Source organism: Enterococcus sp. AZ067 (assembly GCF_051715005.1).
Classification (GTDB): Bacteria; Bacillota; Bacilli; order Lactobacillales; family Enterococcaceae; genus Enterococcus_D; species Enterococcus_D casseliflavus.
In genome coordinates this window covers 441310-467099 of record NZ_JBIOSY010000001.1, presented here as the reverse complement: position 1 = coordinate 467099, position 25790 = coordinate 441310, and the positions used below count along the sequence as shown (strand labels likewise).

General features: G+C 46.0%; 22 protein-coding genes and 1 other annotated feature. Of the genes, 4 read left to right on the top strand and 18 right to left on the bottom strand.

Annotated elements, in window-relative coordinates:
* Positions 1–4: 4 nt before the first annotated feature.
* The 9 genes from proC to IGI82_RS02180 all read right to left on the bottom strand — a co-directional run bounded on the left by proC (position 5) and on the right by IGI82_RS02180 (position 9048).
* Positions 5–805, bottom strand: coding sequence for a pyrroline-5-carboxylate reductase (gene proC / locus IGI82_RS02220; protein ID WP_231472808.1), 801 nt, complete (start codon positions 803–805; stop codon positions 5–7).
* A gap of 61 nt (positions 806–866) precedes the next feature.
* Positions 867–1568 (bottom strand): GntR family transcriptional regulator, encoded by a 702-nt coding sequence (locus tag IGI82_RS02215; RefSeq protein ID WP_005232219.1) that lies wholly within the window; start codon positions 1566–1568, stop codon positions 867–869.
* 41 nt (positions 1569–1609) lie between these two features.
* Complete coding sequence (locus IGI82_RS02210; RefSeq protein ID WP_438841747.1) at positions 1610–4048, bottom strand: DNA translocase FtsK; 2439 nt, start codon at positions 4046–4048, stop codon at positions 1610–1612.
* Positions 4049–4178: 130 nt separating this feature from the next.
* On the bottom strand, positions 4179–4616 hold the full coding sequence (locus IGI82_RS02205) for a PIN domain-containing protein (protein ID WP_207490459.1): 438 nt from the start codon (positions 4614–4616) through the stop codon (positions 4179–4181).
* Positions 4617–4623: 7 nt separating this feature from the next.
* Positions 4624–4941, bottom strand: coding sequence for an AbrB/MazE/SpoVT family DNA-binding domain-containing protein (locus tag IGI82_RS02200; RefSeq protein WP_413153830.1), 318 nt, complete (start codon positions 4939–4941; stop codon positions 4624–4626).
* 176 nt (positions 4942–5117) lie between these two features.
* Positions 5118–5921 (bottom strand): amino acid ABC transporter substrate-binding protein, encoded by an 804-nt coding sequence (locus IGI82_RS02195; RefSeq protein WP_413153831.1) that lies wholly within the window; start codon positions 5919–5921, stop codon positions 5118–5120.
* 13 nt (positions 5922–5934) lie between these two features.
* On the bottom strand, positions 5935–6567 hold the full coding sequence (locus IGI82_RS02190) for an amino acid ABC transporter ATP-binding protein (protein ID WP_005227272.1): 633 nt from the start codon (positions 6565–6567) through the stop codon (positions 5935–5937).
* 12 nt (positions 6568–6579) lie between these two features.
* Positions 6580–7224, bottom strand: coding sequence for an amino acid ABC transporter permease (locus IGI82_RS02185; protein ID WP_010748717.1), 645 nt, complete (start codon positions 7222–7224; stop codon positions 6580–6582).
* Between the two features lie 308 nt (positions 7225–7532).
* Positions 7533–7767: a binding site (T-box leader), on the bottom strand.
* Positions 7768–7893: 126 nt separating this feature from the next.
* Positions 7894–9048 carry a cobalamin-independent methionine synthase II family protein gene (locus tag IGI82_RS02180; RefSeq protein WP_005227269.1) on the bottom strand — a complete coding sequence of 385 codons (1155 nt, stop codon included), beginning with the start codon at positions 9046–9048 and terminating at the stop codon, positions 7894–7896.
* Between the two features lie 126 nt (positions 9049–9174).
* Between IGI82_RS02180 and IGI82_RS02175 the strand changes: the two genes are divergently transcribed.
* Positions 9175–10095 (top strand): LysR family transcriptional regulator, encoded by a 921-nt coding sequence (locus IGI82_RS02175; RefSeq protein WP_005227268.1) that lies wholly within the window; start codon positions 9175–9177, stop codon positions 10093–10095.
* A gap of 130 nt (positions 10096–10225) precedes the next feature.
* Here IGI82_RS02175 and IGI82_RS02170 read toward each other — a convergent pair whose 3' ends face one another.
* The 5 genes from IGI82_RS02170 to IGI82_RS02150 all read right to left on the bottom strand — a co-directional run bounded on the left by IGI82_RS02170 (position 10226) and on the right by IGI82_RS02150 (position 17655).
* The gene (locus IGI82_RS02170) at positions 10226–12592 is read right to left on the bottom strand and encodes a phosphoketolase family protein (protein ID WP_271771246.1); all 2367 of its coding nucleotides are present in this window, start codon (positions 12590–12592) and stop codon (positions 10226–10228) included.
* Between the two features lie 197 nt (positions 12593–12789).
* Positions 12790–14214 (bottom strand): L-arabinose isomerase, encoded by a 1425-nt coding sequence (gene araA, locus IGI82_RS02165; protein ID WP_074535327.1) that lies wholly within the window; start codon positions 14212–14214, stop codon positions 12790–12792.
* 19 nt (positions 14215–14233) lie between these two features.
* Complete coding sequence (locus tag IGI82_RS02160) at positions 14234–14929, bottom strand: L-ribulose-5-phosphate 4-epimerase (protein ID WP_008376133.1); 696 nt, start codon at positions 14927–14929, stop codon at positions 14234–14236.
* 19 nt (positions 14930–14948) lie between these two features.
* Positions 14949–16544, bottom strand: coding sequence for a xylulokinase (locus IGI82_RS02155; RefSeq protein WP_438841746.1), 1596 nt, complete (start codon positions 16542–16544; stop codon positions 14949–14951).
* Between the two features lie 4 nt (positions 16545–16548).
* Positions 16549–17655, bottom strand: a complete 1107-nt coding sequence (locus IGI82_RS02150; protein ID WP_115231658.1) for a GntR family transcriptional regulator — start codon at positions 17653–17655, stop codon at positions 16549–16551.
* 149 nt (positions 17656–17804) lie between these two features.
* Here IGI82_RS02150 and IGI82_RS02145 point away from each other — a divergent pair, with 149 nt between their 5' ends.
* The 3 genes from IGI82_RS02145 to IGI82_RS02135 all read left to right on the top strand — a co-directional run bounded on the left by IGI82_RS02145 (position 17805) and on the right by IGI82_RS02135 (position 20921).
* Complete coding sequence (locus tag IGI82_RS02145) at positions 17805–18668, top strand: SHOCT domain-containing protein (RefSeq protein ID WP_115231657.1); 864 nt, start codon at positions 17805–17807, stop codon at positions 18666–18668.
* Positions 18669–18873: 205 nt separating this feature from the next.
* Positions 18874–19704: a helix-turn-helix domain-containing protein gene (locus tag IGI82_RS02140; protein ID WP_010748709.1), complete on the top strand. Its 831-nt coding sequence runs from the start codon at positions 18874–18876 to the stop codon at positions 19702–19704.
* A gap of 107 nt (positions 19705–19811) precedes the next feature.
* Positions 19812–20921, top strand: a complete 1110-nt coding sequence (locus IGI82_RS02135; RefSeq protein ID WP_005227260.1) for an ABC transporter ATP-binding protein — start codon at positions 19812–19814, stop codon at positions 20919–20921.
* A gap of 512 nt (positions 20922–21433) precedes the next feature.
* On the opposite strand, the gene IGI82_RS02130 is transcribed toward IGI82_RS02135, so the two are convergent.
* The 4 genes from IGI82_RS02130 to chvE form a co-directional block, all read right to left on the bottom strand.
* Entirely contained in the window at positions 21434–21769 is a 336-nt protein-coding gene (locus IGI82_RS02130; protein WP_438841745.1) for a PTS sugar transporter subunit IIB, read from the bottom strand.
* Between the two features lie 12 nt (positions 21770–21781).
* A complete protein-coding gene (gene mmsB / locus IGI82_RS02125; RefSeq protein WP_115231656.1) occupies positions 21782–22978 on the bottom strand; it encodes a multiple monosaccharide ABC transporter permease in 1197 nt (398 codons plus the stop codon).
* 1 nt (position 22979) lies between these two features.
* Positions 22980–24509, bottom strand: coding sequence for a multiple monosaccharide ABC transporter ATP-binding protein (gene mmsA / locus IGI82_RS02120; protein ID WP_005231476.1), 1530 nt, complete (start codon positions 24507–24509; stop codon positions 22980–22982).
* 147 nt (positions 24510–24656) lie between these two features.
* A complete protein-coding gene (gene chvE, locus IGI82_RS02115) occupies positions 24657–25757 on the bottom strand; it encodes a multiple monosaccharide ABC transporter substrate-binding protein (protein WP_005231478.1) in 1101 nt (366 codons plus the stop codon).
* Positions 25758–25790 lie beyond the last annotated feature (33 nt).

Here is a 25790-nt window from a genome sequence, read left to right as displayed (position 1 = left end):
GGGATCAAGACATCTCCCGACTTTTGTCAGCAGCGGCTTGCACTGCTTTGATGACAGCCGCCCGAAAGCCATTTTCCTCTAAGGTTTTGACTGCTTGGATCGTTGTGCCCCCTGGCGAGCTGACACGATCCTTTAAGACGCCTGGGTGTTCCTTCGTCTCTAGTACCATCTTCGCTGCGCCTAATACCGCTTGAGCAGCAAATTCATACGCCATCGGACGCGGCATTCCTTCTGCTACTGCTCCATCTGCCAAAGCTTCGATGAACAAATACGTGTAGGCTGGTGAAGAACCGCTGACACCAATGACTGCATCGATCATGCTTTCTGGTACTTGCTCGGCTTTCCCTAGGCTTTCAAAAAGCTGTTTGACTTCGTTGGCTTCGGCTTCCGTCACTTGACCGTTGAGACTGATAGAAGACATCCCTTCCCCCACCAGTGCAGGGGTATTTGGCATGACCCGCACGATTTTGTGCGCACCGATGATTTCTTCCATTTGCGCGATCGTCACGCCCGCGGCAATGGATACTAGCAAATGCTCCTTGGTCAAGCCGTCTTTTAAATCAGCAAGCAAGCGTGGAAAGACAAAAGGTTTGACTGCTAAGACAAGGATCTCTGCTTTTTCGGTGACATCTGCCAGCTTAGTTGTCCCAGTGATCCCGGTTTCTTTTTCTAATTGTGCCAAAGTCGGCTCGTAGCGATGGTTATAAACCAAGATCTCTGCTGCTTCATACAGGTTTGCTGCAATCAAGCCGTTGATGATGGCTTTTGCCATGTTACCGGCTCCTAAAAAGGCGATTTTTCTCATAGTTTTCACGCTCCACTTCTGATTTTGGTACCACTTTTTGCTAAAAAAGCCTAATCAATGACTAGGCTTCAAACTCGATCATATACGGATGCAAGGCGGTGTTATAGATCCCTTCTGTATATTCTACCACTTCTCCTTGTAGATCATACGAATAACGGGTTCGTTTCAAGGCAGCGACCTCTGGCGTGATCATAAACTTCTGTTGCTCTTCGGTCAAGGTCGTTGCCACGAACGCATCTTGAAAGCGATCGATGATCATTCGATGTTCATCCAATAGGCGATACAATGATTTTTCTTCAAAGACCTCGATGGAGGTACCCTTTAGCTGCTTTGGCAAATGGTACTCATAGTAAATAAAGGGTTGGTGGTCAAAATAATACATGCGACGTAAACGCATGACTTCTTTGCCCATCAAAGAATACGCGGGGTGCTCAGGCGCAAGTTCGACTAATTCATAGCTGAGGTTTTTCTTCGTGTATTCCTTGCCAGTCTTTTCAAGCAATTGGCTAAACGTCGTGCCTTTTGACAGCTTGTTATAAGGGCGATTGCTTAAAACCGTCGTCCCACGTCCGCTGCGTTTTTCCACATACTCATCTGCCGCTAACAATTCGATGGCTTTGCGGACAGTGATCTTGCTGACATTGAAGGTGGCTTCCAATTCTGTTTCCGTCGGTAAAAATGAACCAATCGGGTAGCGACCCGACATGATGTCTTCTTTGAGCTTATCGGCAACATCACGGTAAAGAATGTGTTTGCGTTTCATTGCTATCTCGCCTTTCTCTCATTGGATTGGTCTTGTTCTCCTTATTCATCAAAGGTAGGAATGTCTTCTGGTTGCGGCTCGATCAAGACTTTCCGTGGCTTGCTGCCTTCAGAAGGGCCAACGACGCCTTGATCTTCTAATTCATCCACTAACCGAGCCGCTCGGTTATAGCCGATGCGAAAACGTCGCTGCAAGAGAGAAACGCTGGCGGTCTGCATTTCCACCACAAGGGCTTTGGCATCTTCGAATAGCTCATCTTGCGGTTGTCCGCTGCTGCCGGTACTCGTTTCTTCCTCAGTGACCATCATTTTTTCTTCATAATTGGCTTCTTGCTGATCGGTCACGAATTCAACCACTCGTTCGACTTCTTGGTCGGAGATAAAGGCCCCTTGGACCCGAATCGGTTTGTTCTCACCCATCGGCAGATACAGCATGTCGCCGCGTCCCAGCAGTTTTTCGGCTCCGTTCCCATCAATGATGGTCCGCGAATCGACACCGCTGGAAACCGCAAAGGCCATCCGTGATGGAACATTGGCTTTGATGATCCCTGTAATGACATCCACACTTGGTCGTTGCGTTGCTAGTATCATATGGATACCTGCTGCCCGTGCCATTTGCGCCAAACGAATGATGGCATCTTCGACTTCGTTGCTGGCAACCATCATCAAGTCGGCTAACTCATCGACGATCACTACAATGAATGGCAAGATCGGACGATTTTCGCCGTCTTCTAAATTCTTATTGATCACTAAATCGTTGTAGCCAGTAATGTTTCGGACCCCAGTTGCCGCAAATTTTTCGTAGCGCTCTTCCATTTCCTTGACCACTTTTTGTAACGCTTGCGCCGCTTTGCGGGGATTTGTCACGACAGGTGTCAAGAGATGGGGAATCCCATTATAAACATTTAATTCAACCATTTTCGGGTCGATCATCATCAGTTTGACTTCATGGGGTTTTGCCCGCATCAAAATACTGGTGATGATGCCGTTGATGGATACGGACTTCCCGCTCCCGGTCGATCCGGCAATCAAGAGATGGGGCATTTTCGTTAAGTCTGCCGTTTGGACACGGCCAGAAATATCGCGTCCTAAAGGTACTTCTAATAGTTTATCTGGATGATCCGGTTGGGCTTCGATCACTTCTCGGAATGAAACCATGCTGACTGCACTGTTTGGAACTTCGATCCCAATCAATGATTTCCCTGGGATCGGCGCTTCCATCCGCACATCTTTGGCAGCTAAGGCCAAGGCGATATCGTCGGTCAACCCGACGATTTTGCTGACTTTGACCCCTACTGCTGGTTGAACTTCGAATTTGGTTACTGCTGGTCCTAAGCTAGCTTTGACGACTTTTGCGTCAACACCGAAGCTTTGGAAGGTAGTTTCTAACACACCAATATTTTGTTCGATCTTTTTGTACTCGCTGCTTTGATCCGTTGAAGGGATCGAATCGAGTAATTGCGCTGAAGGCAATTCATAATCACGATTTTCAGCTTCTTCCGAAATCTCAAATTCCAATACTTCACCATCGTCATCGAGGATCTCCCCGTCTTCGTTGACCTTTTTGCTTGGTCCTGGTTTGTTTCCTGCTGGATGCGGTGCTTGAGCGGCCTCTTGTGCCGCCGCTTGCGGCAATTCTTGGAAGTGGTCGATGGGTACAAAGCTCAGCTGCTCTGGTTCAAAATCAACTGGCGCTTGCATCTGCTGTTCTTTTGCTGATTTTTCGTCTTCTGTCATTGGTCGGACTTGATTCTTTTCTTTGATCTCCGCCATGACTGCTGCTCGCTCGGCTTCTTTTTTGGCTTCTTTCGCCGCTTGTTTCTCTGCTGCTCGTTCCGCTTTGCGGGCTTCTCGTTCGGCTTGCTTTTCTGGAGAGCCTTCTAACAACCGCTGCAGCTTGTCACCAGCTGCTTGCAGGTGCTCCACTAACTCGTGGCTGCTCATTTGGCTGAACAAGAACGCCCCGATCAGCATGAGTAAAACAGCGATGATGTAGCTGCCGATCTGGGAAACAAGAAAATAGGTCGCCCCATAAAGCATGGCGCCAATCATTCCGCCCCCGACATTTTGGGTCACTTGGCTGCGCCGGATATCGCCTAACAGCGTCATCCACGTCGTTTGGAAGACATTGGCTTGTTCTCCCACCACATTACTAAAGATTTGCGCATGGAGGATGATCAGTAAGCCAAAATACACCAATACACAGCCAATCACTCGCCGAATACTCTTAAAGCGAGCATCGGTCGTTTTGATCGCTAACCAGACACCATAAGCGGCTAGGGCAACACTCAAAAATTGGTACGTGTTTCCGCCAACGATCCGAAACCCGTTGGCAATCAAGGTTCCTAAAAAACCTAAATGGAAAAAGCCAAATATCGAAAACAAGACAAAGAGCAGGCCGACGCCGACCAGCATTAATTTCTCTTGCTGTTTTTGTTGTTTTTTTGTTTTGCGTTTCTTTGCGCGTTTTTTTTGCGCCATTTCTATCCCTCTTTTCATCTTTCCCTATTATAACGAAAAAAGAAGGCGAACAAAAGTTTTCCTGTGAGAAATTTTGATTAGGTGCTAGAATTTAAAGGAAAAAGAGGATGTCTGCCAGATAGAGCAGTGATCATCCTCTTTTTAGTTGGCGAACAAATTCAGCGACTGTATAGACAATCAGTCCTGATGATTTAAAATCAGCTGTATTGGTCGTTACTAGACTGTCGATTTGATTTCGCTTCGCGCAAGCTGCTAAAACAGCATCTTCAAAATCTGTCATTGTTGAATCAAGCGCCTGAACGCAATCTGCTTCCGTGACTGTTAAGACGGTATGCACTTGGATCAGTTTTTTGACTTCCCTCCGAGCATCGACTCCTGCTGCTCCATCGAGAATATAGAAAAGATCCGTTAATGTACTTGCCGTAATCACGCCCTCGCAAAGTCCATAGATGGAACTGTTGTATATCAGTTTGATGGCTTCTTGATGGCTTTTAGACCCTCTTCCTAATAAATAGTCAAGGATCACATTGGTGTCAATCACGACTCGTTTGGCTTTGTATTTGGTCATGTTCCTTTTATTCTCCCAGATATTTTTTCCTACGCCGTTCGTTTCTTACTTTTTTGATGTCCACAACGTGAGGTGTTTCAAATGAATCTGCTAAAATGCCTTGCAAAGAATCGACTAAACGAAGTTTCTCCTCTGGGGACAACTCCCCTGCTGGTTGCTTTTCTTTAATAACTAACTGTTTTTTGCCATTGACTTCTTCTGCCAGTTCCATTTCTAGTTCAGAACCTACCTGGAGATCCAATTTTCGAATCATTTTCTTAGACAAGCGAACCCCTTGTCCGTTGCCCCACTTAATCAAATGAGCGGTCTCTTTATAATGTTCCATTCAGCTCACCCCTTTTTATCGGATTTTCCTTACTACCTATCATTATAACATGAGTACGCATATGTATACACAAGTATATACTTCAATCGTTCCTTCTTTACTTATATACGCAAAAGAAATGAATGTATAAAAAAACACCAGCTGCTAAGCAGCCAGTGCCTCTTGTTGACTTGTTTTTAGTTTGGTGTGACGTCTTCGCCAAACCACTTTTCAGAGATTTCAGCAAAGGTACCATTGTCTTGCAATTCTTTCAAACCATCATTGATTTTATCTGCCATGGCTTGATCGTCTTTACGCACACCTACAGCAAAATCTTCTGCTTCAAAGGGGCTTTCGATTTCGTTGAAGTCATCGGTTTTGCCTGTTTGAGTCAAATAATATTCTGCGTAGACGCGGTCGATCAAAAGACCGTCGATCCGACCGTTTTCTAGATCGATAAAGGCTTCATTAAAGCTGGCATACAAGGTTGCGTCATTGTCGTCTACGAGATCCTTCAAAACTTCCGGTTGGTTGTTGAAGGTCTCATAACCAGAAGAACCTTCTTGGGCGCCTAAGACTTTGCCCTCCATATCATCAAAGCTAGTAATGCCGCTGGATTTTGCTGTGACTAAGACTTGTTTGTTTTCCATATAAGTATCTGTAAACAATACTTTTTCTTCACGAGCTGCGGTTTTGGTATACCCGTTCCAGATCATATCGATGGTGCCATTGCTTAGTTCGGTTTCTTTCATGGACCAATCGATTGGTTGAAATTTGACTTTGGTTCCTGTTAGATCCAAAATCGCTGTGGCTAAATCCACATCAAACCCAACGATGTTGCCTTGGTCGTCTTTAAAGCCCATCGGTACAAAGGTATCGTCTAGGCCGACGATCACTTCTTCTTTGTCAGCGGCACTGGTTGTGGTGTCATTGCTGCTGCCACACGCCCCTAATAAAAATACACTTGCTGCTGCGATTCCCGTCAATAGTAATTTTTTCATTTTGTTCTCCCCCTTATTCTCCTGCTACTTTTAATAATTGATCACCGATATTTTCGGCAAAAACCAAATCATGGGTCACCACGATCTGGGTCACTCCTTCTTTTTTCAGATCCAAGATCAGCTGTTCGACTTGCTGTCTCAAGCCTGGATCTAAGGCGCTGGTAGGCTCGTCATAGGCCAACACTTTGGGATTCATCGCCATCGCTCGTGCGATAGCCACCCGTTGCCGCTGCCCCCCGGACAATTGGAAGGGATATTGGGCTAGTAGGTCACTTAATCCTAGTTTTTCTGCCAACTGTTCGGCTTTTGCTGTATACGCGGCCTTGTCTTGTTTTAGCACCATTTTTGGCGCCAAAGTGATGTTTTCAAAAACTGACAAGTGCGGAAACAATTGGAAGTCTTGGAAGACGACACCGACGACTTGTTCTTGTTCTTTTGTGTCGGTGGGATCAAAGGCTTTGCCATCCAGTAAAAAGCTTCCAGAATCGATCGTTTCTAAACCAGCCAGTGTCCGAAGCAAGGTGGTTTTCCCGCCACCGGAAGGACCGACCACCGCTAAGATACTGCCGTCTTCGATCGTCAAGTCTAGCTGATCGATGACTTTTTTAGCGCCAAATGACTTTGATACTTGTTTTAGTTCTAACATATGTGGTTCCTCCTAACGGTAATAGTCCAGTTTGGTCTCGATTTGTTTTAACAATAACGTAAAGACGCCTGTCATCACCAAGTAGATCAAGCCGACCCCGACTAACGGAAGCAAGGTACTGTCTCGCTCCATGGCGATTTTCCCGATTCGCATCACGTCTGACAATCCTAAGATGTAAACGAGGGATGTGTCTTTGACAAGATTGATGACTTCATTGCCGACAGATGGCAGGGTGATCTTGACGACTTGTGGGATGATGATTTTTTGGATCGTTTGGATCGGGGACAAACGCAAGACTTTCGCGGCTTCGTATTGTCCGGCTGGAATCGATTGGATCCCTCCACGGAAAATCTCGGCAAAATAAGCAGCGTAATTGATAATAAAGGCGATCAAGGCTGCTTCAAAGCGGTCAAAGACGATCCCTAAGATCGGCAGACCGTAGAATACGAAGATCAGCTGTAGCAATAAAGGCGTTCCTCGCATCAACCATACGTAGACTTGCACGATCAATTTCAAAATACGCAGGCGACTGGCTAAAACAAAGGCCAACAAGATGCCTAAGGGAATGGACCCGATTAAGGTCAGTGCGAACAATTTAACGGTGATTCCAGTTCCTGAAATCAGTTGGGGCATAACATTGACTAAATACTCAAACATGGTGACTTCCTCCTTGATAGGTTTCAATTTCGATTAGCAGCGATACAGCTTAGCGACAGTTTGCTCCGACGCTTATGTGACGCTGGGCGTTGGCTGGTGAGGGGCAACTGGCAAGTTTCATTTTTCTAAAAAAGAAAAACAAAAAAAGCGCACACTGGCATTTGCCAGAGGACGCTTGATACGTGGTTCCACCTCAATTTGCCTTTCCTTCGCAGGAAAAGGCCTCGTGCAGTCCTTGTGATCCTTCCACTTTCGGTTTTCGGTGAGCCGCAAAAAAAGAGAAAAAAAACGTCCCCTAGCCATTACAGCTAAAGGACGTTATCAACGCGGTTCCACCTTTGTTTATCAGTGCTTCACAGCAACTGAACTCAGAAAGTCATCAATCAATGACTGCTGCTGTAACGGGCAAACCCGGTCTCTCCTACTTTTCTTTCGGAAAAACGACTCCAAGATGTGTTTCACAACCATGCGTTATCTCTTTGCACCAACCAGAGACTCTCTTCAAACAGCAAGCCTTGCTACTCTTCTTTTCGATGTCTGTTTCATTAAGTTGTGTCTTACTTTACTCGCTCTTAAAGAAAATGTCAAACATTTTTTCTGAAATTTTCGAAACTTTGTCGCATGCACCGATTTCGAGGGGAAGATTCAGGGAAAAGAAGACGCAGCTGCTTAACCGAAGTACGCTTCAGCTAAGGCTTGTCCTTGCTTGATTTTTGCCCACTGCTGTTCAGTCGAAAGCTCATTGCCGCAGTCACAAGAGGCAAAGCCGCATTGATGAGAAAGATAAAGCCGCTCCTTAGGAATGATTTGGCTGGCTTTGTCTAATAAAGCGATCACTCGCTCTTCATCGTCTAATGTGGCGGTTTTGCTGGATAATAAGCCTAAGACAACCTCCACTTCTGGACGGTCTTTCAGCGCTTCTAAAGCAGAGATATCACCAGCACGGTCATCGTCCCACTCTAGGAAAAAGCGGTCATAATGCTGATCACGCAAGAATTTTTCGGCGATCGCTTTGTAGGTACCGCTGGCGGCCGCGCGGCTTTGGTAATTGCCGCGGCAGTTGTGGGTCCAGACTTTTAATCCTAATTCGTGGGCGTAGTCAGCGACTTCGTTGTTGATCGCCACGAATTCATCGGCTAACGCTTCTAAGCCATCATTGCCTTGGGTGAAGAAGCTCTTGTCATTGTCTTCGGCAAATAATTCCCATAAACAATCATCGAACTGAACGATCTCACCACCGGCTTCTCGGTATTCCTGCAAGAATTCCTTGTAGGCGTTAAGCAGTCCTTCCCGCAAGGCTTCTTTCGTTGGATACACCTGACCTTCACCAACGAGGTCGTTAAAGACAGTCAGCTCGGTAAAGGCGTGGGCAGCCCCCCAGACGGTGATTTTGACTGGCAGGTCGCCAGCTTGGCGTTTGGTTTCTTTAAACAACGTCAAGTAATGATGGTTTTTGCCAGATAATGGTTCTGTGATTCGGATGCCGATGTCTTTACGTGTCTCAAAATGTCCACCGTCCAAATCTTCAAAGGCATACCCATGATCGGAGATATAGCGCTCAACGCCTTTTAATCCCCAGAGAAAATCCAGGTGCCACATTGAGCGGCCGTGTTCGCCGTCTGTGATGACTGTGATGCCGTGTTCTTTTTGCGCTGCAATGATGTCAGCGATCGCTTTTGCTTCCGTTTCTTGGTAGCCAGGAAACGCATCATAAAACGGGTAGCGGATGTCCTCCCGATGCTCGATTTGATTTTTGTAGTCCAATAAATCTTGTGGTCGTAACAATGACCCCACAAGCTGAAATTTGTCTGTTGCCATATCCATTCCTCCTATACAAAGTTTTCAAAATTGTTAGATTTATTCTAGCAAACATCTTATACTATAGATAATACTTATAAACTTATATATTCCATAGGCAATACCTATAACATAAAAAGGAGGTTGTATCCCATGCGTATCCAGCAGCTTGAATATTTGGAAAAAATCGTAGAAACTGGCTCTTTCAATGAAGCCGCCAAACAGCTTTTCATCAGTCAGCCCTCCCTCTCTCAAGCCATGAAAGAGTTGGAAAAAGAATATGATCTGCAGCTGTTTTACCGCAGTAAATTAGGGGTGACCTTGACCGATGATGGCCGTTCCTTTCTCAATTATGCTCGAAATGTTTTAGACCAAGTCAATCTCTTGGACGAACGCTTTCGCAAAGACAGCCATCGCAAGCATGTTTTCAGTGTTTCTGCGCAGCACTATGCCTTCGTCGTCCACGCCTTCGTGGAGCTGGTCAAACAGTTAGGGGAAGATGAATTTCAATTCACCTTGCGGGAGACCCAAACACAAAATGTACTGGATGATATCCAGACGTTTAAGAGCGAATTGGGGGTCATTTATCTGAATGATTTCAACACGACGGTCCTCACCCGTTTGATCCACGAAAAAGACCTGCAATTCATTCCTTTGTTTGAAGCCAAACCTCACGTCTTCATCGGCCGAGAAAATCCACTGACTCAGAAAAAAAGCATCACATTAGCTGATTTGGAACCTTATACCTATTTGTCGTACGAACAAGGGGAAACCAATTCCTTCTACTTTTCTGAAGAGATCTTAAGCACTTTACAACGCAAAAAACACATTCGCATCAGCGATCGTGCCACGATTTTCAATTTGATGGTGGGTCTCAACGGCTATACCATCAGCTCTGGGATCATCAGCAGTGAGCTGAATGATGAAAAAATCGTTGCGATCCCTTTGGAAGTCGATGATGCGATGACCCTAGGTTACCTAAAACACAAGAAAATGGAACTGAGTGAGATGGCTTTGGACTATCTCGCCTTGTTGAAGCAGCATATCAAAAATTACGGTTTCGACGTCTTTTAAAAAAAAACGATCCGCAGACAGTCGGTCGGGCTTCCTTAGTAAGGTGTCCCGACCCTGTTGCGGATCGTTTTGTTTCTTTTGTGCTTTTTTTATTCTTAAATTGTCTTACGTTGGTGTTGTGGAGAATAAATCAACGCAATGGTTTCCATTCCCACTCTTCGACTTCGGCGATATCATAGCCGTTTTCTCGAATAAAGTCATGGTGATACGCAACGGTGTCTGCCATTTTTTGGGCAAAGTCCGTTGCTTTTTCTCCATAGACCCATTCGGCGGCGTCTTTGGCTAAGTGGAAGCGATCCAATTCAGAAAGGATCCGCATATCAAACGGTGTCGTGATGTCGCCATTTTCTCGGTACCCATGAATATGAAGCTGTTGGTTGCGACGGCCAAAGAAAATGTCGCGAATCAGTCCTTCATATCCGTGGAAAGCAAACACGATCGGTTTGTCTTTCGTAAAGTAGGCTTCGAATGCTTCATCGCTCAACCCACGAGGATCGACTGCTGGACGACGCAATTTCAATAGATCGACCACATTGATGAAGCGGACTTTCAACTCTGGGAAGGCTTCAATCAGCAAGGAAACAGCGGCTAAAGCTTCCAAATTCGGTTCCGTCCCAGCAGCTGCGATCACAATATCGGGTTCTTGTCCTTCATCTGTCGATGCCCAGTCGATGACTTTCAAGCCATCTTTGACAAGCACTTTCGCTTCATCCGCCGAGTAAAACTGCGGACGTGGGTGTTTTGAAGAGACCACTAGATTGATCTTTTCTTCAGAAGCGAGTGTTTCTGCCATGACAGCCATCAAGCTATTGGCATCGGCTGGCAAGTAGACCCGCACAAAGTCGGCTTTTTTCTCTGCAATATGGGTCATGATCCCTGGATCTTGGTGGGTGTACCCATTATGGTCTTGTTGGAAGACCGTTGATGAAGCAATCAAATTCAATGAGGGATACGGGTTGCGCCAGTCAAGATCATGGGCTTTTCGTAACCATTTGAAGTGTTGCGTGATCATAGAATCAACGACTCTTAAGAATGACTCGTAGCTGGCAAAGAAGCCATGACGACCCGTCAGCACATAGCCTTCCAAGAAGCCTTCTGCTTGATGTTCTGATAATTGTGAATCAATCACACGGCCCACTGAAGACAGCCATTCATCATAATCAGGATGTTTTGGCTCCAACCATTGGCGGTCCGTGACTTCAAACACATGGTTCAACCGATTGGATTTGGCTTCATCTGGGCCAAAGATGCGGAAGTTGTCGGGATTTTCTTTGATGATGTCACGGGCAAATTTCCCAAAGACCATCATATCTTGGGCAGTCGTTTCCCCTGGTGTCTCGATCGCAATGGCATGTGCTTGCCAATCTGGCAAGCGTAGCGGTTGCGGATCGATCCCCCCATTGGTGATTGGGTTGACCGCCATCCGCTGCTCTCCTTTTGGTGCCAATTCTTGAATCTCAGCTTTGATGCGGCCGTTTTCGTCAAAAAGCTCTTCTGGACGATATGACTGCAGCCAATCCGTCAAAGCATCCACGTGTTCCATATGTTTCGCATTGACAGGGATCGGTACTTGGTGGGCACGGAAGCCCCCTTCAATCGGCTCGCCATCCCAGACTTTCGGTCCAGTCCACCCTTTCGGTGTGCGAACGATCAAAACAGGCCAATGAGGCATAGCGGCTTCTTCCGCAGAACCTTTGCGGGCTTCTGCTTGGATCGCGTGGATCTGTTCGATGGCTTGATCCATTTTCTGTGCCAATTGCGGATGAACGGCTTCTGGATCGTCCCCTTCTACGAAATAAGGGGTCCAACCCATGCCTTCAAAATATTTCGTGAGATCTTGGTCACTTTTACGAGCCAAAATCGTTGGATTGGCAATCTTGGCGCCATTCAAATGCAAGATAGGCAAAATTGCGCCATCATTGACTGGATTGATAAAGGTATTTGAAAACCAGCTGCCCGCTAATGGTCCAGTTTCGGCTTCGCCATCACCGACCACTACTGCTGCAATGACATCGGGATTGTCTAAAATAGCTCCGGTAGCGTGGGCGATGGAATAGCCTAGCTCGCCGCCTTCATGGATCGAACCTGGCGTTTCAGGTGCCGCATGAGAAGCGATCCCACCTGGGAAAGAGAAGGTTTTGAATAGATGTTTCATCCCTGCTTCGTCTTTGGTGGCTTTTGGATAGATCTCGCTGTAGCTGCCGTCTAAATAAGCATTCGCAACCATGACTTGTCCGCCATGGCCTGGTCCTTCGATATAAAACATGTTTAAGTCGTACTTATTGATGACGCGATTGAGATGGGTGTAAATAAAATTTTGCCCTGCGATCGTTCCCCAGTGACCAATCGGATTCACTTTCAAATCTTTTTCTTCGATGGGGCGGCGCAATAAGGGATTGTCTTTCAAATAAATCTGACCAACGGAAAGGTAGTTGGCTGCTCGCCACCAAGCGTTCATTTTCTGATAATACTCTGGTGTATCGTAGGTTGTCTTCATTGTGCTCCTCCTTTTAGTCCATTGTTCCACTCTTACATAAAAGTCTATGCCCCCTATATTTAAAAGTCAATTTTGCTGATTGCTGGTGCTTTCAGGGGTCTGCTTATCCGCACTTTGCAGCTAGAAGGCAAGAAAGTTTAAGAAAAACGCAAAGAAACCGCCGACCATCGCCAACGGTTTCTTTTGTGATTGGGTACTTATTTGATCGTTACGTATTCTAATCCCACAAGCTTCGCCCATGTTTCGATCTGATCAGAATTTAGGACAAGTGAGACAACGGTGTGATGGCCACCGCCTGTTTCGATCCACTGTTTGACCCCATCGTGGAAGTTTGGTTTTGGTGTCCACATTACTCGTGCAACCGGTAGTTTTGGTGCTTCTTCAGTTGGCTCAAAGGCATCGACTTCATTGATCAATAATTTGTAGTGGGTGCCAAAGTCTGCCATCGAAACCACGACACCTTCGCCGCCTTGGCCGTCAAAGACGAGTCGGGCTGGGTCTTCACGATCCCCCATCGACAATGGCGAAACCACGATTTTTGGTTTGTTGACTGCTAATACTGGATCGACTTCCATCATGTGGGATTGCAAGATGGCTTCTTTTCCTGGTGTCAGCTCATAGGTATAGTCTTCCATAAAGCCAGTCGCTTTATTGTGGGCCATGATTTTCATCAAGCGGTCAATAGCGGCGGTTTTCCAGTCCCCTTCACCAGCAAACCCATAGCCTTCTGCCATCAAACGTTGTACAGCTAAACCAGGCAACTGCTGCATACCATATAGGTCTTCAAAGTTCGTGGTAAATGCCGTATAGCCGCCTGCTTCAAGGAAGCGGCGCAGACCGATTTCTTGTTTGGCTTGGGCTTTGACATGACGTGCCCATTCTTCTTTGTCGTAATCGCCATAATCGAAATCATACAGCTGGCTGTATTCTTCAAAGAGTGCATCGACTTCTTCGTCAGTCACCGCATCGACGACTTGAACCAAATCGCCGATCCCAAAATAATCAACGGTCCAGCCAAATTGGATCTGTGCTTCGACTTTATCGCCTTCGGTCACCCCAACGTTACGCATGTTGTCGCCAAAACGAGCGACTTTGATTTGGAAGCTTTCATTGTAGCCGACTGCCACGTCCATCCAAGCAGCGATTTCTTTTTGGATGGCTTCATTTTTCCAATAGCCGACAACGATTTTGTTTTGCTTTTTCAAACGGGCATTGATAAATCCATATTCTCGGTCACCATGAGCCGCTTGGTTCAAGTTCATGAAGTCCATATCGATGGTTTCCCATGGAATTTGTTCATTGTATTGAGTGGCAAGGTGCAGCAATGGTTTTTGTAATAATTTCGTGCCGCGAATCCACATTTTTGCTGGTGAGAAGGTATGCATCCAGGTGATCACCCCAGCGACTTCATCCCGATAGTTGACTTCTTTCATGATTTTCGTAATCGTATCGGCAGTAACAGCGAGTTCTTGTAAAACGACTGGATAAGGCAGCTTTGAGCTGTCATTTAAGCTTTTGACCATTTCTTCTGCATGGTCCCGTACTTCTTGTAATGCTTCTTCTCCGTATAAGTGCTGTGATCCTACGACGAACCAAAATTCTTTTTTCCCGATTTCTAACATTCTACTTGCTCCTTTTTCGTTATTTTTGCCCGTAATAGGCATTTTCTCCATGTTTGCGTAAATAATGTTTGTCTAAGACCCGCTGCGGCAATTCGGGTGCGTAACTGTTCAGCTGACGCGTGATAAAATTCATCTTAGCAACTTCTTCTAAGACCACTGCGTTCATCACCGCCGCATCCGCCGTTTTGCCCCAGGTAAACGGTCCATGACCGTGAAGCAAGACACCAGGAATTTCTTCTGGCGTGATGCCGCGTTCCTTAAAGGTTTCGACGATCACCTGTCCTGTTTGTGCTTCATAACCTTCATCGATCTCGGCTTGCGTCAAAAAGCGCGCACAGGGGACTGCTCCATAAAACGTATCGGCATGGGTCGTGCCCATCGCTGGCAGATCGAGTCCTGCCTGAGCCCAGCTCGTCGCCCAAGTAGAATGGGTATGGACGATTCCACCAATTTCTGGAAATGCTTTGTATAAAACGGCATGCGTTGGCGTATCGGAGGAAGGATTTTTCGCTCCTTCCACTACGTTGCCCTCAAAATCACAAACCACCATATCACTGGCTTGCATGGTTTCATAGTCAACACCGCTAGGTTTGATGACAAACAATTGCTGTTGGCGATCCACTGCTGACACATTGCCCCAGGTGTATTTGATCAATCCTTGCTTAGGCAATGCCAAATTGGCCTGAAAGACTTCTTCTTTTAATCCTTCTAACACAAAATTCCCTTCTTTCTTTTTAAATCAACGCATCGATTGCCGCTTGCTCGATCGGCAACCCTGCTTGGTAACGTTGGGTAAAGACGGTGAACCCCTGAATATCGGCTTCTGTCGGGGCTAAGGTCACGCCGTGGTCATTTTTAAACACTTGATCTGCTAAGAATGCTGCCAAGGATTGTTCTGGCGTATGACGGCGAAGGTACGCTGCTAAAAGGGCGATCCCCCAGGCGCCGCCTTCACCAGCCGTTTCCATGACCGTGACTGGGGCTTCCATGACAGCTGCCAAGACACGTTGGGCAACTTCTGGCGTTTTGAAGATCCCACCGTGACCAACGATTCGATCAATAGCGACGTCTTCGGCTTCCAGAATCTTCATCCCGATCTTCATCGCACCAAAGGCACTAAACAGATGTAAGCGCATGAAATTTGCTAAAGTAAAAGAACTCTCTGGCGATCGGACGAAAAGCGGCCGTCCTTCAGGGATCTTAGTGATATTTTCACCAGAATAATAGCCATAAGAAAGCATCCCGCCACAGTCTGAATCCCCTTTCAATGCTTCGTTGAATAAGGTCGTAAACAATTCTTCCGTGGAGAGTTTCATTCCAGCTGCGTCGGCAAATTCGCGGAAAAGTTTGACCCAGGCATTGATCTCCGAGGTACAGTTATTCGTATGGACCATCCCCACCAAATCACCAGAAGGCGTCGTGACCAAATCGATCTCTGGATACACTTTAGTTAAGGGTTCTTCTAAGACGATCATGGCAAAAGCAGACGTCCCGGCTGAAACATTCCCGCTTCGCTGTGCCACACTATTCGTGGCAACCATGCCAGTGCCCGCATCGCCTTCTGGCGGACATAACGGGATGCCAGCTTGCAAAGTACCAGTTGGGTCGAGTTTTTTTGCCCCTTCTGCCGTCAATGTGCCGGCTGGTTCGCCTGCTGTCAACACTTGCGGCAAAAGGTCTTTGATCTGCCAAGGATACCCCTGACTGCTGATTTGTGCATCAAATTGCTGCAGCATATTCGCATCATAGTTTTTTGTCGTACTGTCGATTGGGAACATCCCTGATGCATCGCCGATTCCGATAACTTTTTCCCCTGTCAGCTGCCAATGGACATAGCCGGCTAAGGTAGTGAAAAAAGCAACCTCTGAGACGTGGGCTTCTTGATTCAAAATCGCTTGATACAAATGCGCGATACTCCAACGCTGCGGAATGTTGTATTGGAACAATGCCGTCAAGGCTTTTTCTGCTTCTTCCGTGATCGCATTGCGCCATGTCCGAAAAGGTACCAACAGCGTGCCTTGCTGATCAAAAGCCATATAGCCGTGCATCATTGCAGAAAAACCGATACTGCCGATCGTCGTCAAAGGTACCTCGAATTGCTGTTGGATGTTGTGCGCCAACTCTTGGTAGCTGGCTTGCAGTCCTTGCCAAATCGCCTCTAGTGAGTAGGTCCAAATCCCTTGCTCCAATTGATTTTCCCATTCAAAGCTACCTGAAGCGATCGTCTGAAACTGCTCATCGATCAAGACAGCTTTGATCCGTGTCGAGCCTAGCTCGATCCCAAGAGACGTGCGCCCGTCAATAATTGCTTGCCTTACTTGTTGCGTCATCTTCTTATTCTCCTTTTTGGTTATTGACTGAACCGCGAACGATCAGCTCCGGTTCAAAATAAAAGCGTTGCGCTTCTGTTGCCTTACCTGTAGTGATCCATTGTGCCGCCAATTCCCCCATCGCTTCTTTCGGGTGAGTCAGTGTGGTGATCGTCGGTGTGGACAAGGTGCTAAGAGGAGAGTCATCGTTACCCACGATCGAAAAATCAGTAGGAACGTTCTTCCCAGCAGCCGTCAATGCTTGAATCAAGCGATGCGCGATCTCATCGTTGTAACAAACGATGCCTGTAACTTGATTATCGGCAGCCGTCAAGCGCTGGATCGCTTGTTCAATAACGGCTTCTTTCGTCTCCGTCGTATACGTCAAGACGTCTTCTGCTGCAAACGTCCGCTTGGCTTGGGTCAAGGCTTTGACAAACCCTTTCATCCGATATTTCCCTTGTAAGTCATCTATTTTCGTGATCATCATCAACTGCTGATGCTGTTTTTCTAATAGATAATTGGTTGCTAAAAACCCAGAACGTGTATCGTTGACACAAATATGCGGCAAGTCTAGTTCTTCGTAATAGGCATTGATCATGACGAGAGGAATCCCGGCTTCTTGGAAGGCGACATAATAGGCAAGATTCGGGTTGTACTGGCTGCTCTTCGTTGGTTCAATGATCAACCCGTCTACCCCTTGATCCATCATTTGCTGCAAGCACGCTCTTTCTTGCTCATGGTCATTGTTGGTTGATCCTAGAAGCAGTGAATAGCCTTGCTCCCGCAATGTCTGCTCCACGCCGCGCATGATCGAAGGGAAAATATAATCAGACAAATAGGTCATGATGATCCCGATCGTTTTGCGGTTTTTATGATTGACAGTCTCAGGTTTTGAAACGTAGGTGCCTGAGCCCCGTTCTTTTCTTAAATAGCCTTCATTGACCAAAACAGCGATCGCTTGGCGCACCGTGTGACGGCTATAATGAAATTCTTCCTGTAAGGTTGCTTCTGAAGGGATCGCATCGCCTTCTTGATAGGTGCCTAAGCGGATCTTTTCTCTTAAGATATCCGCAAGTTGTTCGTACTTATTCGCCATTTTAATCCCATCTTTCAAAAGTTGTCCGTACATCTAAGATACCAAGAAACCGCTTCCGTGTCAATTGCTGCTATTGCTTTTTTTCTAAAAAAACCTAACGAAAAGAAAGTAAATGATAAATCCCCCTTATTTTCATCAGAATAAAACGAATAAAAACGATATTTGTTGTATAATTGAATAAAATGTTGCTTATTACGTTTAAGGAGGTAAGTGTTTTGACGAGAACACCTAATGAAACCTACGAAGAACCCATTATTTTGTATTCAAAAAAATATCGAGAAAATCGCAGACATGATGCCAGCTGTCGTTGGCTCATTACGAAAAAAGGCGTCTGGATAAACAACACCCATCCAAAAATCCCGGATGAAAAGATTCCAATGGCAAAAATTGCCGATGTGGAATTACATATAGGCAAAGGTCTCTTAGTGGACTACCTCCGACTGCAGGTACCAGGTAATTCTCAATTGCTCTATTTCACCAATCGAATCGATGCCCAAAAAGCCTATGAATTTTTAACGGATCATTTGGCAGCACTTGGTGGGCAATCAGCCAAAAGTTACGTGGATGAAGAGGCTGGAAAAATCAAATTACTTTCCTATCATTATCGTGATGCTTGGGTCATTTCAGAAGATACCCTCACGATCATCGATTACAAGAAGAAAGCGAAACAGGTTCTGCAGATTCCCCAAATCACCAGTGTCAATCTGAAAGAAGTTGCTGAATCAGGACTTTGGAAAGGCAATGGCTTTTTAGAATTGTATATTGGCGGCGGAGCGATCAGAGAAACCCATTCCTTCAGACGAATGGAACCGAATCACTCCCTTTGCTTTGCCGAAAAAGACCTGGTGATTGCTCGGATCATACAGCGCTACCTCACCAACTTCCCTCGGGAGCGGTCGGTCCCGTTAACGAACCCATCGCCGCCAGCTGCGAAGCCGACGGAAGCGCTCATTGCTGAACTACGCGAACTAAAAGTGTTGGTCGACGAAGGAATTTTGACTGAAGAAGAATTTGCATTCAAGAAAAAACAACTGTTAGGATTATAGAAGCAATCGCTTCGGAGAAAAAAACCGCCCTCCTGCCATGAGAAGGCAGAGCTTTCGGTGAAGGGCTGTGCTTTTTTCCTGGGAAAATTTTGAACGGTTTTTTTAGAACATGCTATACTAAATGAAGAATACGTAGAGTATCTCAAAGGAGGTCTTTCTCATTTTTTCTTTTAATGACATCAAAGCACGTTTCCCCCAGGCAACGTTGCATGACAAAGTTGCCACAACGAAGGATATCGAATCCATCGCCTTCGGCAAAAAATATATTTGGCTGCCAACTGACCAATTAAGTGACAGTGAAAAATTGCTGATCCAACTGGGAAACGGCTCTTTGCAACCAGAAATCGATAACCGAAACCATCCATGGTATCCGATTTTATTTGAACATCAGCCCGTTCAAGAGCCAGAGTGGATTCGCCTGCTGCAAGTTCATTTCACCCGAACCATCGACTCTTTGCAATCCGAATGGCTCGCAGAGATTCAGCAAATGCTCCCTAGTGTGGTGGATCTTTTTTTCCTCACCGAAGACCATGCAGTGATCGTAGAAAAACAAGATGGTGCCAATTTGCCCATCGAAGATCTCGACGGCTTATTCGTCGCTTTGGATATGGATTTCGACTGCTATTCTCAGCTGTTCGTCGGTCCCTTCCATCATCCGCGCCACGATTTCACTACCTTATGGGCAAGTGAGTCTACCCTGTTCAAAAATGAGTTAAAAACGAAAACCACCAGTAAAAGTATGGATCTGCCCAAAGTGGTCTTCTCTCTTTTTCGCAACGGCTTTTCCGAGTATATTTCCTTGTTTCGTACCTTATATCTAGATTGGTTTGAAGAAGAGACCGAAACGATCATTCAATCCCTGTGGCGCAATCAAGGCAATGCAAGCTCCACAGCCAAAGAACTGTTCATGCATCGGAATTCTCTCCTATATAAGATCGATAAGTTTCAAACACTGACGCGCTTAAATTTAAAAAATATGGATGATCTGCTGCTTTGCTATTTATTAATCGATCAGTTCACCCATCAGAGCAATTAAACAACATGCACAAGAAAACGTTTTTTTCTTGTGCATGTTTCCGTTGCACCTTCGAAGCGTTTTCATTTATGATGTTCATGTAAACTAAATGGAAAGAGGTAATCCCAATGGTAGAAATGGCCTTAAAAAATATCCACAAAAAATATGATAATAATGATGCGTATTCGGTAACTGATTTTAATTTAGATATCGCGGATCGCGAATTCATCGTTTTCGTTGGACCTTCTGGTTGCGGAAAATCAACAACGCTTCGAATGATCGCTGGTTTAGAAGATATTTCTGAAGGCGAATTGAGCATCGGTGGAAAAGTAATGAACGATGTGGCACCAAAAGACCGCGACATCGCGATGGTTTTCCAGAACTACGCATTGTATCCCCATATGACTGTTTTCAACAACATGGCATTTGGTTTGAAATTGCGTAAATACGACAAAGAAGAAATTAAAAAACGGGTAGAAAATGCCGCTGAGATCTTAGGATTGACAGAATACTTAGATCGTAAACCAGCTGCCCTTTCAGGTGGTCAGCGTCAACGGGTTGCCCTAGGCCGTGCCATCGTCCGTGATGCCAAAGTCTTCTTGATGGATGAGCCGTTGTCAAACTTAGATGCGAAATTGCGGGTTGCCATGCGTGCGGAAATCGCAAAATTACACCAACGTTTAGAAACAACGACGATCTATGTAACCCATGACCAAACAGAAGCGATGACCATGGCTGACCGGATCGTTATCATGAAAGATGGCTTCATTCAACAAATCGGTTCACCAAAAGAAGTCTACAACACACCGAAAAACATTTTCGTTGCCGGCTTTATCGGTTCACCAGCAATGAACTTCTTCAATGTTACGTTGAAAAACGGTATGATCTCTGATGGACAAAGCTTGAACTTACGTATTCCTGAAGGCAAGAACAAGATTCTTGTGGAAAAAGGGTACGAAGGCAAACAATTAGTCTTTGGTATTCGTCCAGAAGATATTCACAGTGAACAAATCGCATTGGAAGCTTCTCCTGAAGCAACTGTACGTGCCGAAGTAGTCGTATCTGAATTATTAGGTGCAGAAACGATGCTTTATACACGCGTAGGTGCGACTGAATTTATCTCGAAAGTTGATGCTCGTGACTTCCACCGTCCAGGTGAAACAGTTGATTTGGCTTTCAACATCAACAAAGCACACTTCTTCGACAAAGATTCAGAAAATGTCATCACACTTCCTTAATTTGTAGTTACCATGCACTGTTCTCGGATTTGCCCCCTAGGCAGTCGCATTTAACTAATATCCACTTTTATTCCTTATTTGTATCCCCTAAAAACAGACAGTCAGCAGACTGTCTGTTTTTGGGTTTCGTTGTGTTTCCTACGAAACGCTTAGTTACGAACGAGAAACCAGAAGCGGTGTAATCAGCTCATTTCCCCCCTCCTACCGCCCACAGCCACGATGCTTTAAGTACGTGAAACACTCACCCATCACTTGCCTTTAGACAGCATACGCGTGGTGTCAGCTTCGTCCTCTTCCCCCTCAACTTCTCTTTTGTTTGTCTATGATGCGATGTCCTAAACACGAGAAAACGAACCAACGGGCTTGCCACGCATTGCTGCTTAAGAGGGGCTTTCTTGGCTAGTGTAGGCAGAAAAGCACCGCAAAAAGAGTAGTGCTTGTGGGGGATGACAAGCACTACTCTGGGGAGCCTATTCAACTGCTGACCACCTAGCTTTTTGCCAAGCTGCTGGTTAGCGATCGTTTTGCAAGAGGGTCAGGCTGTCTGCAAGGACAGCTTCGCCATCTAACAACTCGTAATCTGTTTCTTTGATCAATTTATAAGGCACCGCTTTGACCATGAGAAAGTCTTTCAATCGATTGACTTCGTACTTCGACTGCGGACCGATCAGCAAGGCATCGACAGGCTGCTGCTGCAGGATCTGTTCAGCAATGATGGCTGGTGCCGAATAGATATGCACGGCTAATCCTTTTTCATCTGCAGCTCGCTGCATATTTTTCACTAAGAGACCCGTAGTGATACCTGCGGTACAAATCAATAAAATCGTCTTTTGTGCTTGTTCCTCCATAAACAGGCCCTCCTACGATATTTTCTTTTTCTTATTGTAGATATCCAACACGACGGCCAGCAGCAAAATCAACCCTTTGATGGCTTGCTGCCAATCGACACCGACTCCTAAGATCGACATCCCATTGTTTAAGACACCCATCACGAGCCCACCAACGATCGCACCCATCACAGTACCAATACCGCCTGAGGTGGAAGCACCGCCGAAATACACTGCGGCCATTGCATCTAATTCCATTGACGTTCCTGCTTGCGGGGTGGCTGCGTTCAACCGAGCGGCTAAAACCAAGCCCGCCAAAGCTGCCATCATCCCCATGTTCACGAAGACCCAGAAGGTGATTTTCTTCGTCTTGATCCCAGAAAGTTCCGCTGCTTTTTTGTTGCCGCCGGTTGCATAGATTTGACGACCAGCAACGGTTTTGTTAGTCAAAAAGCCATAAGCAGCCACGATCACCCCTAAGACGATCAAAATGATCGGATACCCTTGATAAGAGGCAAAGATATAGGTAGCGCCGAGAAATACGACCGCAGTAAAGACGGCTTTAAAGGCAAAGGCTGCCATGGATTCCACTTCAAAAAGATTTTTTTTGCGACGCTCACGGGTTCGCCATTGGCCTAAAATCAGGATGCCCGTGATCACTACACCTAAAATCATGGAAAGTAAATGGATCTGACCGCCTGCAATATCTGGCAAATACCCAGTAGAAATTTGTTGGAATGCCTTGGGAAACGGCGCCAATGATTGACCCCCTAAGACGACTTGGGTCAGTCCTCGAAACATCAGTAAACCAGACAAGGTCACGATAAATGCTGGGATACCGACATACGCGACCCAGAAGCCTTGCCAAGCACCGATCACTGCGCCCATCAGTAAGCAAAGAGGCACTGCCAGCCAAGGACTGATGCCGTTATTGACCATTAAGACGCCTGCAATCGCACCGACAAACGCCATCACGGACCCTACGGATAAATCAACGTGTCCTAACAAGACGACCAAAAGCATACCAGCTGCCAAAACGAGAATATGACTGTTTTGCAACACGAGGTTGGTGATATTCAGCGGCCGCCAGAAAATCCCGTCGGTCATGAGCTGAAAGGCCACCAGCAGCACTGCTAAGATAATGATCATACTGTATTTGCTAAAGATTTCCAGTGCCTTTTCTTTCAGCGAATGGCTGCGTTCTTCTTTTAATTTATTGGTTGTTTCCATCTCAAACCCCACTCTCTTCTAATGTCATTAGATTCATCAATCGTTCTTGATCCGCCTCTTCCCGCAGGACCTCGCCAGTGAAGCGGCCTTCGTTCATCGTATAGATTCGGTCACACATGCCTAATAGTTCTGGCAGCTCCGAGGAGATGATGCAAATGGCTTTGCCAGCTGCTGCCATCTCTTCGATGATCGTATAGATTTCGTATTTCGCCCCGACATCGATCCCACGGGTCGGTTCATCTAAAAATAAGATGTCTGGTGTGGTCATCAGCCATTTTGCCAAAACGACCTTTTGCTGATTCCCGCCGCTCAAGCTGCCGACGTTTTGATAGATCGAATTGGTTTTCGTCCGCATTTTTTTGCGGAATTCTTCAGCCATCGTGACTTCTTTTTCTTTATCGATGACCCCTTGGCGGCTGATTTTGGCAAGACTAGCAATGGTGGTATTCTCGCGAATATCCATCAGCAGATTCAAGCCCAGCGCTTTTCGATCTTCCGACACATAGGCTAACCCATTTTTGATGGCGGTTGGCACGTCTTTGACAGAAATCGGTTGGCCGTCTTTATAGACTTCCCCCGAAATCGAACTGCCGTAGGAATGACCGAAGACACTCATGGCAAACTCAGTCCGTCCCGCACCCATCAAACCAGCGATGCCGATGATCTCTCCTTTGCGGATCATCAAGTTCAAATTCTCATTCACCACACGGGTATGGTCGATTGGATGATGGACCGTCCAATTTTTGACTTCAAAAAACGGTTCACCAATAGTGGGGTTCCGCTCTGGGTAGCGATTGGTCAAATCTCGCCCAACCATGCCGCGAATGATGCGCTCTTCAGAGATTTCGGCACCACTCAGCGTCTCGATCGTTTGCCCGTCTCGTAAAATCGTGATGCGATCCGCCACATTGACGATTTCATTCAACTTGTGGGAGATGATGATCGAAGTGATCCCTTGGTTGCGGAACTCTTTGATCAGCTCTAACAGATTGGCACTTTCTTCTTCATTCAACGCCGCGGTTGGCTCATCTAAAATCAACAATCGGACGGATTTTGAAAATGCTTTGGCAATTTCCACCAGCTGTTGATGCCCGACACCGATTTGTGAAACCAGCGTATTCGGGTCTAATTTCAAGCCAACGATCTTTAAGAGGTTGTCTGTTTTCTTTTCGGTCAGATCCCAATCAATGATGCCGTGTTTGGCTTGTTCGTTTCCTAGAAAGATATTTTCTTTGATCGACAGGTAAGGACTTAATGCTAACTCTTGATGAATAATAACGATTCCTTTATCCTCACTGTCCCGCAAATCTTTGAACTTGCATAACTCCCCTTCATAATAGATCTCTCCGTCATAGCTGCCGTAAGGATAGAGTCCGCTTAAGACATTCATCAGCGTGGACTTGCCAGCGCCATTTTCTCCACACAGTGCGTGGATCTCTCCTCGCTCGATCGAGAGGTTGACGTTATCAAGGGCGCGAACCCCTGAAAACTCTTTGACGATGCCTTTCATCATCAAAATATTATCTGCCATGTTCTTTCACCCTTTTCCTTTTTATGTAAAAGTGGTGCGCTGCCTTTGTAAGAAAAGCGGAAAGAACGAATAGTGGGGATGATTCGTTCTTCCCTACTGCTTTCGGGGAAACCATGTATCTTTTCTCGCTGGATCAGCGCTTCTTGCTTAAATGCCTAGCTCTTCTTCTGTATAGTAATCGGTATCGATCAGTTCTTCTTTATAGTTGTCGCTATCCACAGAAACGGGATTTGACAAGTAGGTTGGTACGACTTTGACGCCATTGTCATAGGTTTCCGTATCGTTGACTGGCACTTCCTCGCCATTGGTGATGGCTTCGATCATTTCGATCGTGTTTTTCGCCAACACCCGTGTATCTTTGAAAATCGTTTGGGTCTGTTCGCCCGCGATGATCGATTTCACCCCTGCCACCGTCGCATCTTGACCGGTAATCACAGGTAGTGGTTTATCGGAAGAACCATAGCCAACGCCTTTAAGCGATGAAATGATTCCTAGGCTGATTGGATCATAAGGTGAAAGAACGGCATCCAATGTTTGATCCGTATAGTTGGCACTCAACAAGTTGTCCATCCGAGCTTGCGCAGTTGAACCATCCCAACGCAAAGTAGCGATTTGGTTGAAGTTGGTTTGACCAGAAGGAACGACTAGCTGTCCGCTGTCAAAGTATTGTTGGAAGACCGAAAGGACCCCATTATAATTGATCAGTGCATTGTTATCGTCTGGAGAGCCGCCGAATAATTCAATGTTAAATGGTCCTTCACCGTCTTTGAGACCCAATTTGTCTTCAATATAAGACGCTTGCAGCACGCCGACTCCAAAATTATCAAAGGTGGCATAATAATCGACGTATTCCGAGTTCATCAGTAAACGGTCATAGGCGATGACTGTGATATCTTCGTTATGGGCTTTTTCCAACACGTCTGTCAGTGCCGAACCATCGATCGAGGCGATCACTAAAGTATCAACGCCTTTGGTGATCATATTCTCAATTTGTGCCACTTGGTTTTCTACTTTGTCTTCTCCATATTGCAGGTCAGTTTTATAGCCGAGCTTCTCTAATTCTTCTACCATGTTGTCGCCATCTGCGATCCACCGTTCTGCCGATTTGGTCGGCATCGCGATCCCAACAAATCCTTTGTCTCCGTCACCGTTTGCCCCGCTGTCTGATCCATTCCCACAAGCTGCTAACAATCCGCCAACCAATAAGGTGGATGCTAGGACGACCAATTTACCAAAAGTACCTTTCATTGTGATCCCTCCATGTCTTTTTCTTACATTCTC

What these genes read in the sequence shown, in the direction of transcription:
- proC (WP_231472808.1), bottom strand. Translation starts at nt 805, where the DNA reads ATGAGAAAAATCGCCTTTTTAGGAGCCGGTAACATGGCAAAAGCCATC.
- IGI82_RS02215 (WP_005232219.1), bottom strand. Translation starts at nt 1,568, where the DNA reads ATGAAACGCAAACACATTCTTTACCGTGATGTTGCCGATAAGCTCAAA.
- mmsA (WP_005231476.1), bottom strand. Translation starts at nt 24,509, where the DNA reads ATGGCAGATAATATTTTGATGATGAAAGGCATCGTCAAAGAGTTTTCA.
- IGI82_RS02170 (WP_271771246.1), bottom strand. Translation starts at nt 12,592, where the DNA reads ATGAAGACAACCTACGATACACCAGAGTATTATCAGAAAATGAACGCT.
- IGI82_RS02150 (WP_115231658.1), bottom strand. Translation starts at nt 17,655, where the DNA reads ATGTACGGACAACTTTTGAAAGATGGGATTAAAATGGCGAATAAGTAC.
- IGI82_RS02200 (WP_413153830.1), bottom strand. Translation starts at nt 4,941, where the DNA reads ATGGAACATTATAAAGAGACCGCTCATTTGATTAAGTGGGGCAACGGA.
- IGI82_RS02135 (WP_005227260.1), top strand. Translation starts at nt 19,812, where the DNA reads ATGGTAGAAATGGCCTTAAAAAATATCCACAAAAAATATGATAATAAT.
- IGI82_RS02175 (WP_005227268.1), top strand. Translation starts at nt 9,175, where the DNA reads ATGCGTATCCAGCAGCTTGAATATTTGGAAAAAATCGTAGAAACTGGC.
- IGI82_RS02190 (WP_005227272.1), bottom strand. Translation starts at nt 6,567, where the DNA reads ATGTTAGAACTAAAACAAGTATCAAAGTCATTTGGCGCTAAAAAAGTC.
- IGI82_RS02205 (WP_207490459.1), bottom strand. Translation starts at nt 4,616, where the DNA reads ATGACCAAATACAAAGCCAAACGAGTCGTGATTGACACCAATGTGATC.
- IGI82_RS02155 (WP_438841746.1), bottom strand. Translation starts at nt 16,544, where the DNA reads ATGACGCAACAAGTAAGGCAAGCAATTATTGACGGGCGCACGTCTCTT.
- IGI82_RS02180 (WP_005227269.1), bottom strand. Translation starts at nt 9,048, where the DNA reads ATGGATATGGCAACAGACAAATTTCAGCTTGTGGGGTCATTGTTACGA.
- IGI82_RS02195 (WP_413153831.1), bottom strand. Translation starts at nt 5,921, where the DNA reads ATGAAAAAATTACTATTGACGGGAATCGCAGCAGCAAGTGTATTTTTA.
- IGI82_RS02130 (WP_438841745.1), bottom strand. Translation starts at nt 21,769, where the DNA reads ATGGAGGAACAAGCACAAAAGACGATTTTATTGATTTGTACCGCAGGT.
- chvE (WP_005231478.1), bottom strand. Translation starts at nt 25,757, where the DNA reads ATGAAAGGTACTTTTGGTAAATTGGTCGTCCTAGCATCCACCTTATTG.
- mmsB (WP_115231656.1), bottom strand. Translation starts at nt 22,978, where the DNA reads ATGGAAACAACCAATAAATTAAAAGAAGAACGCAGCCATTCGCTGAAA.
- IGI82_RS02210 (WP_438841747.1), bottom strand. Translation starts at nt 4,048, where the DNA reads ATGGCGCAAAAAAAACGCGCAAAGAAACGCAAAACAAAAAAACAACAA.
- araA (WP_074535327.1), bottom strand. Translation starts at nt 14,214, where the DNA reads ATGTTAGAAATCGGGAAAAAAGAATTTTGGTTCGTCGTAGGATCACAG.
- IGI82_RS02145 (WP_115231657.1), top strand. Translation starts at nt 17,805, where the DNA reads ATGTTGCTTATTACGTTTAAGGAGGTAAGTGTTTTGACGAGAACACCT.
- IGI82_RS02185 (WP_010748717.1), bottom strand. Translation starts at nt 7,224, where the DNA reads ATGTTTGAGTATTTAGTCAATGTTATGCCCCAACTGATTTCAGGAACT.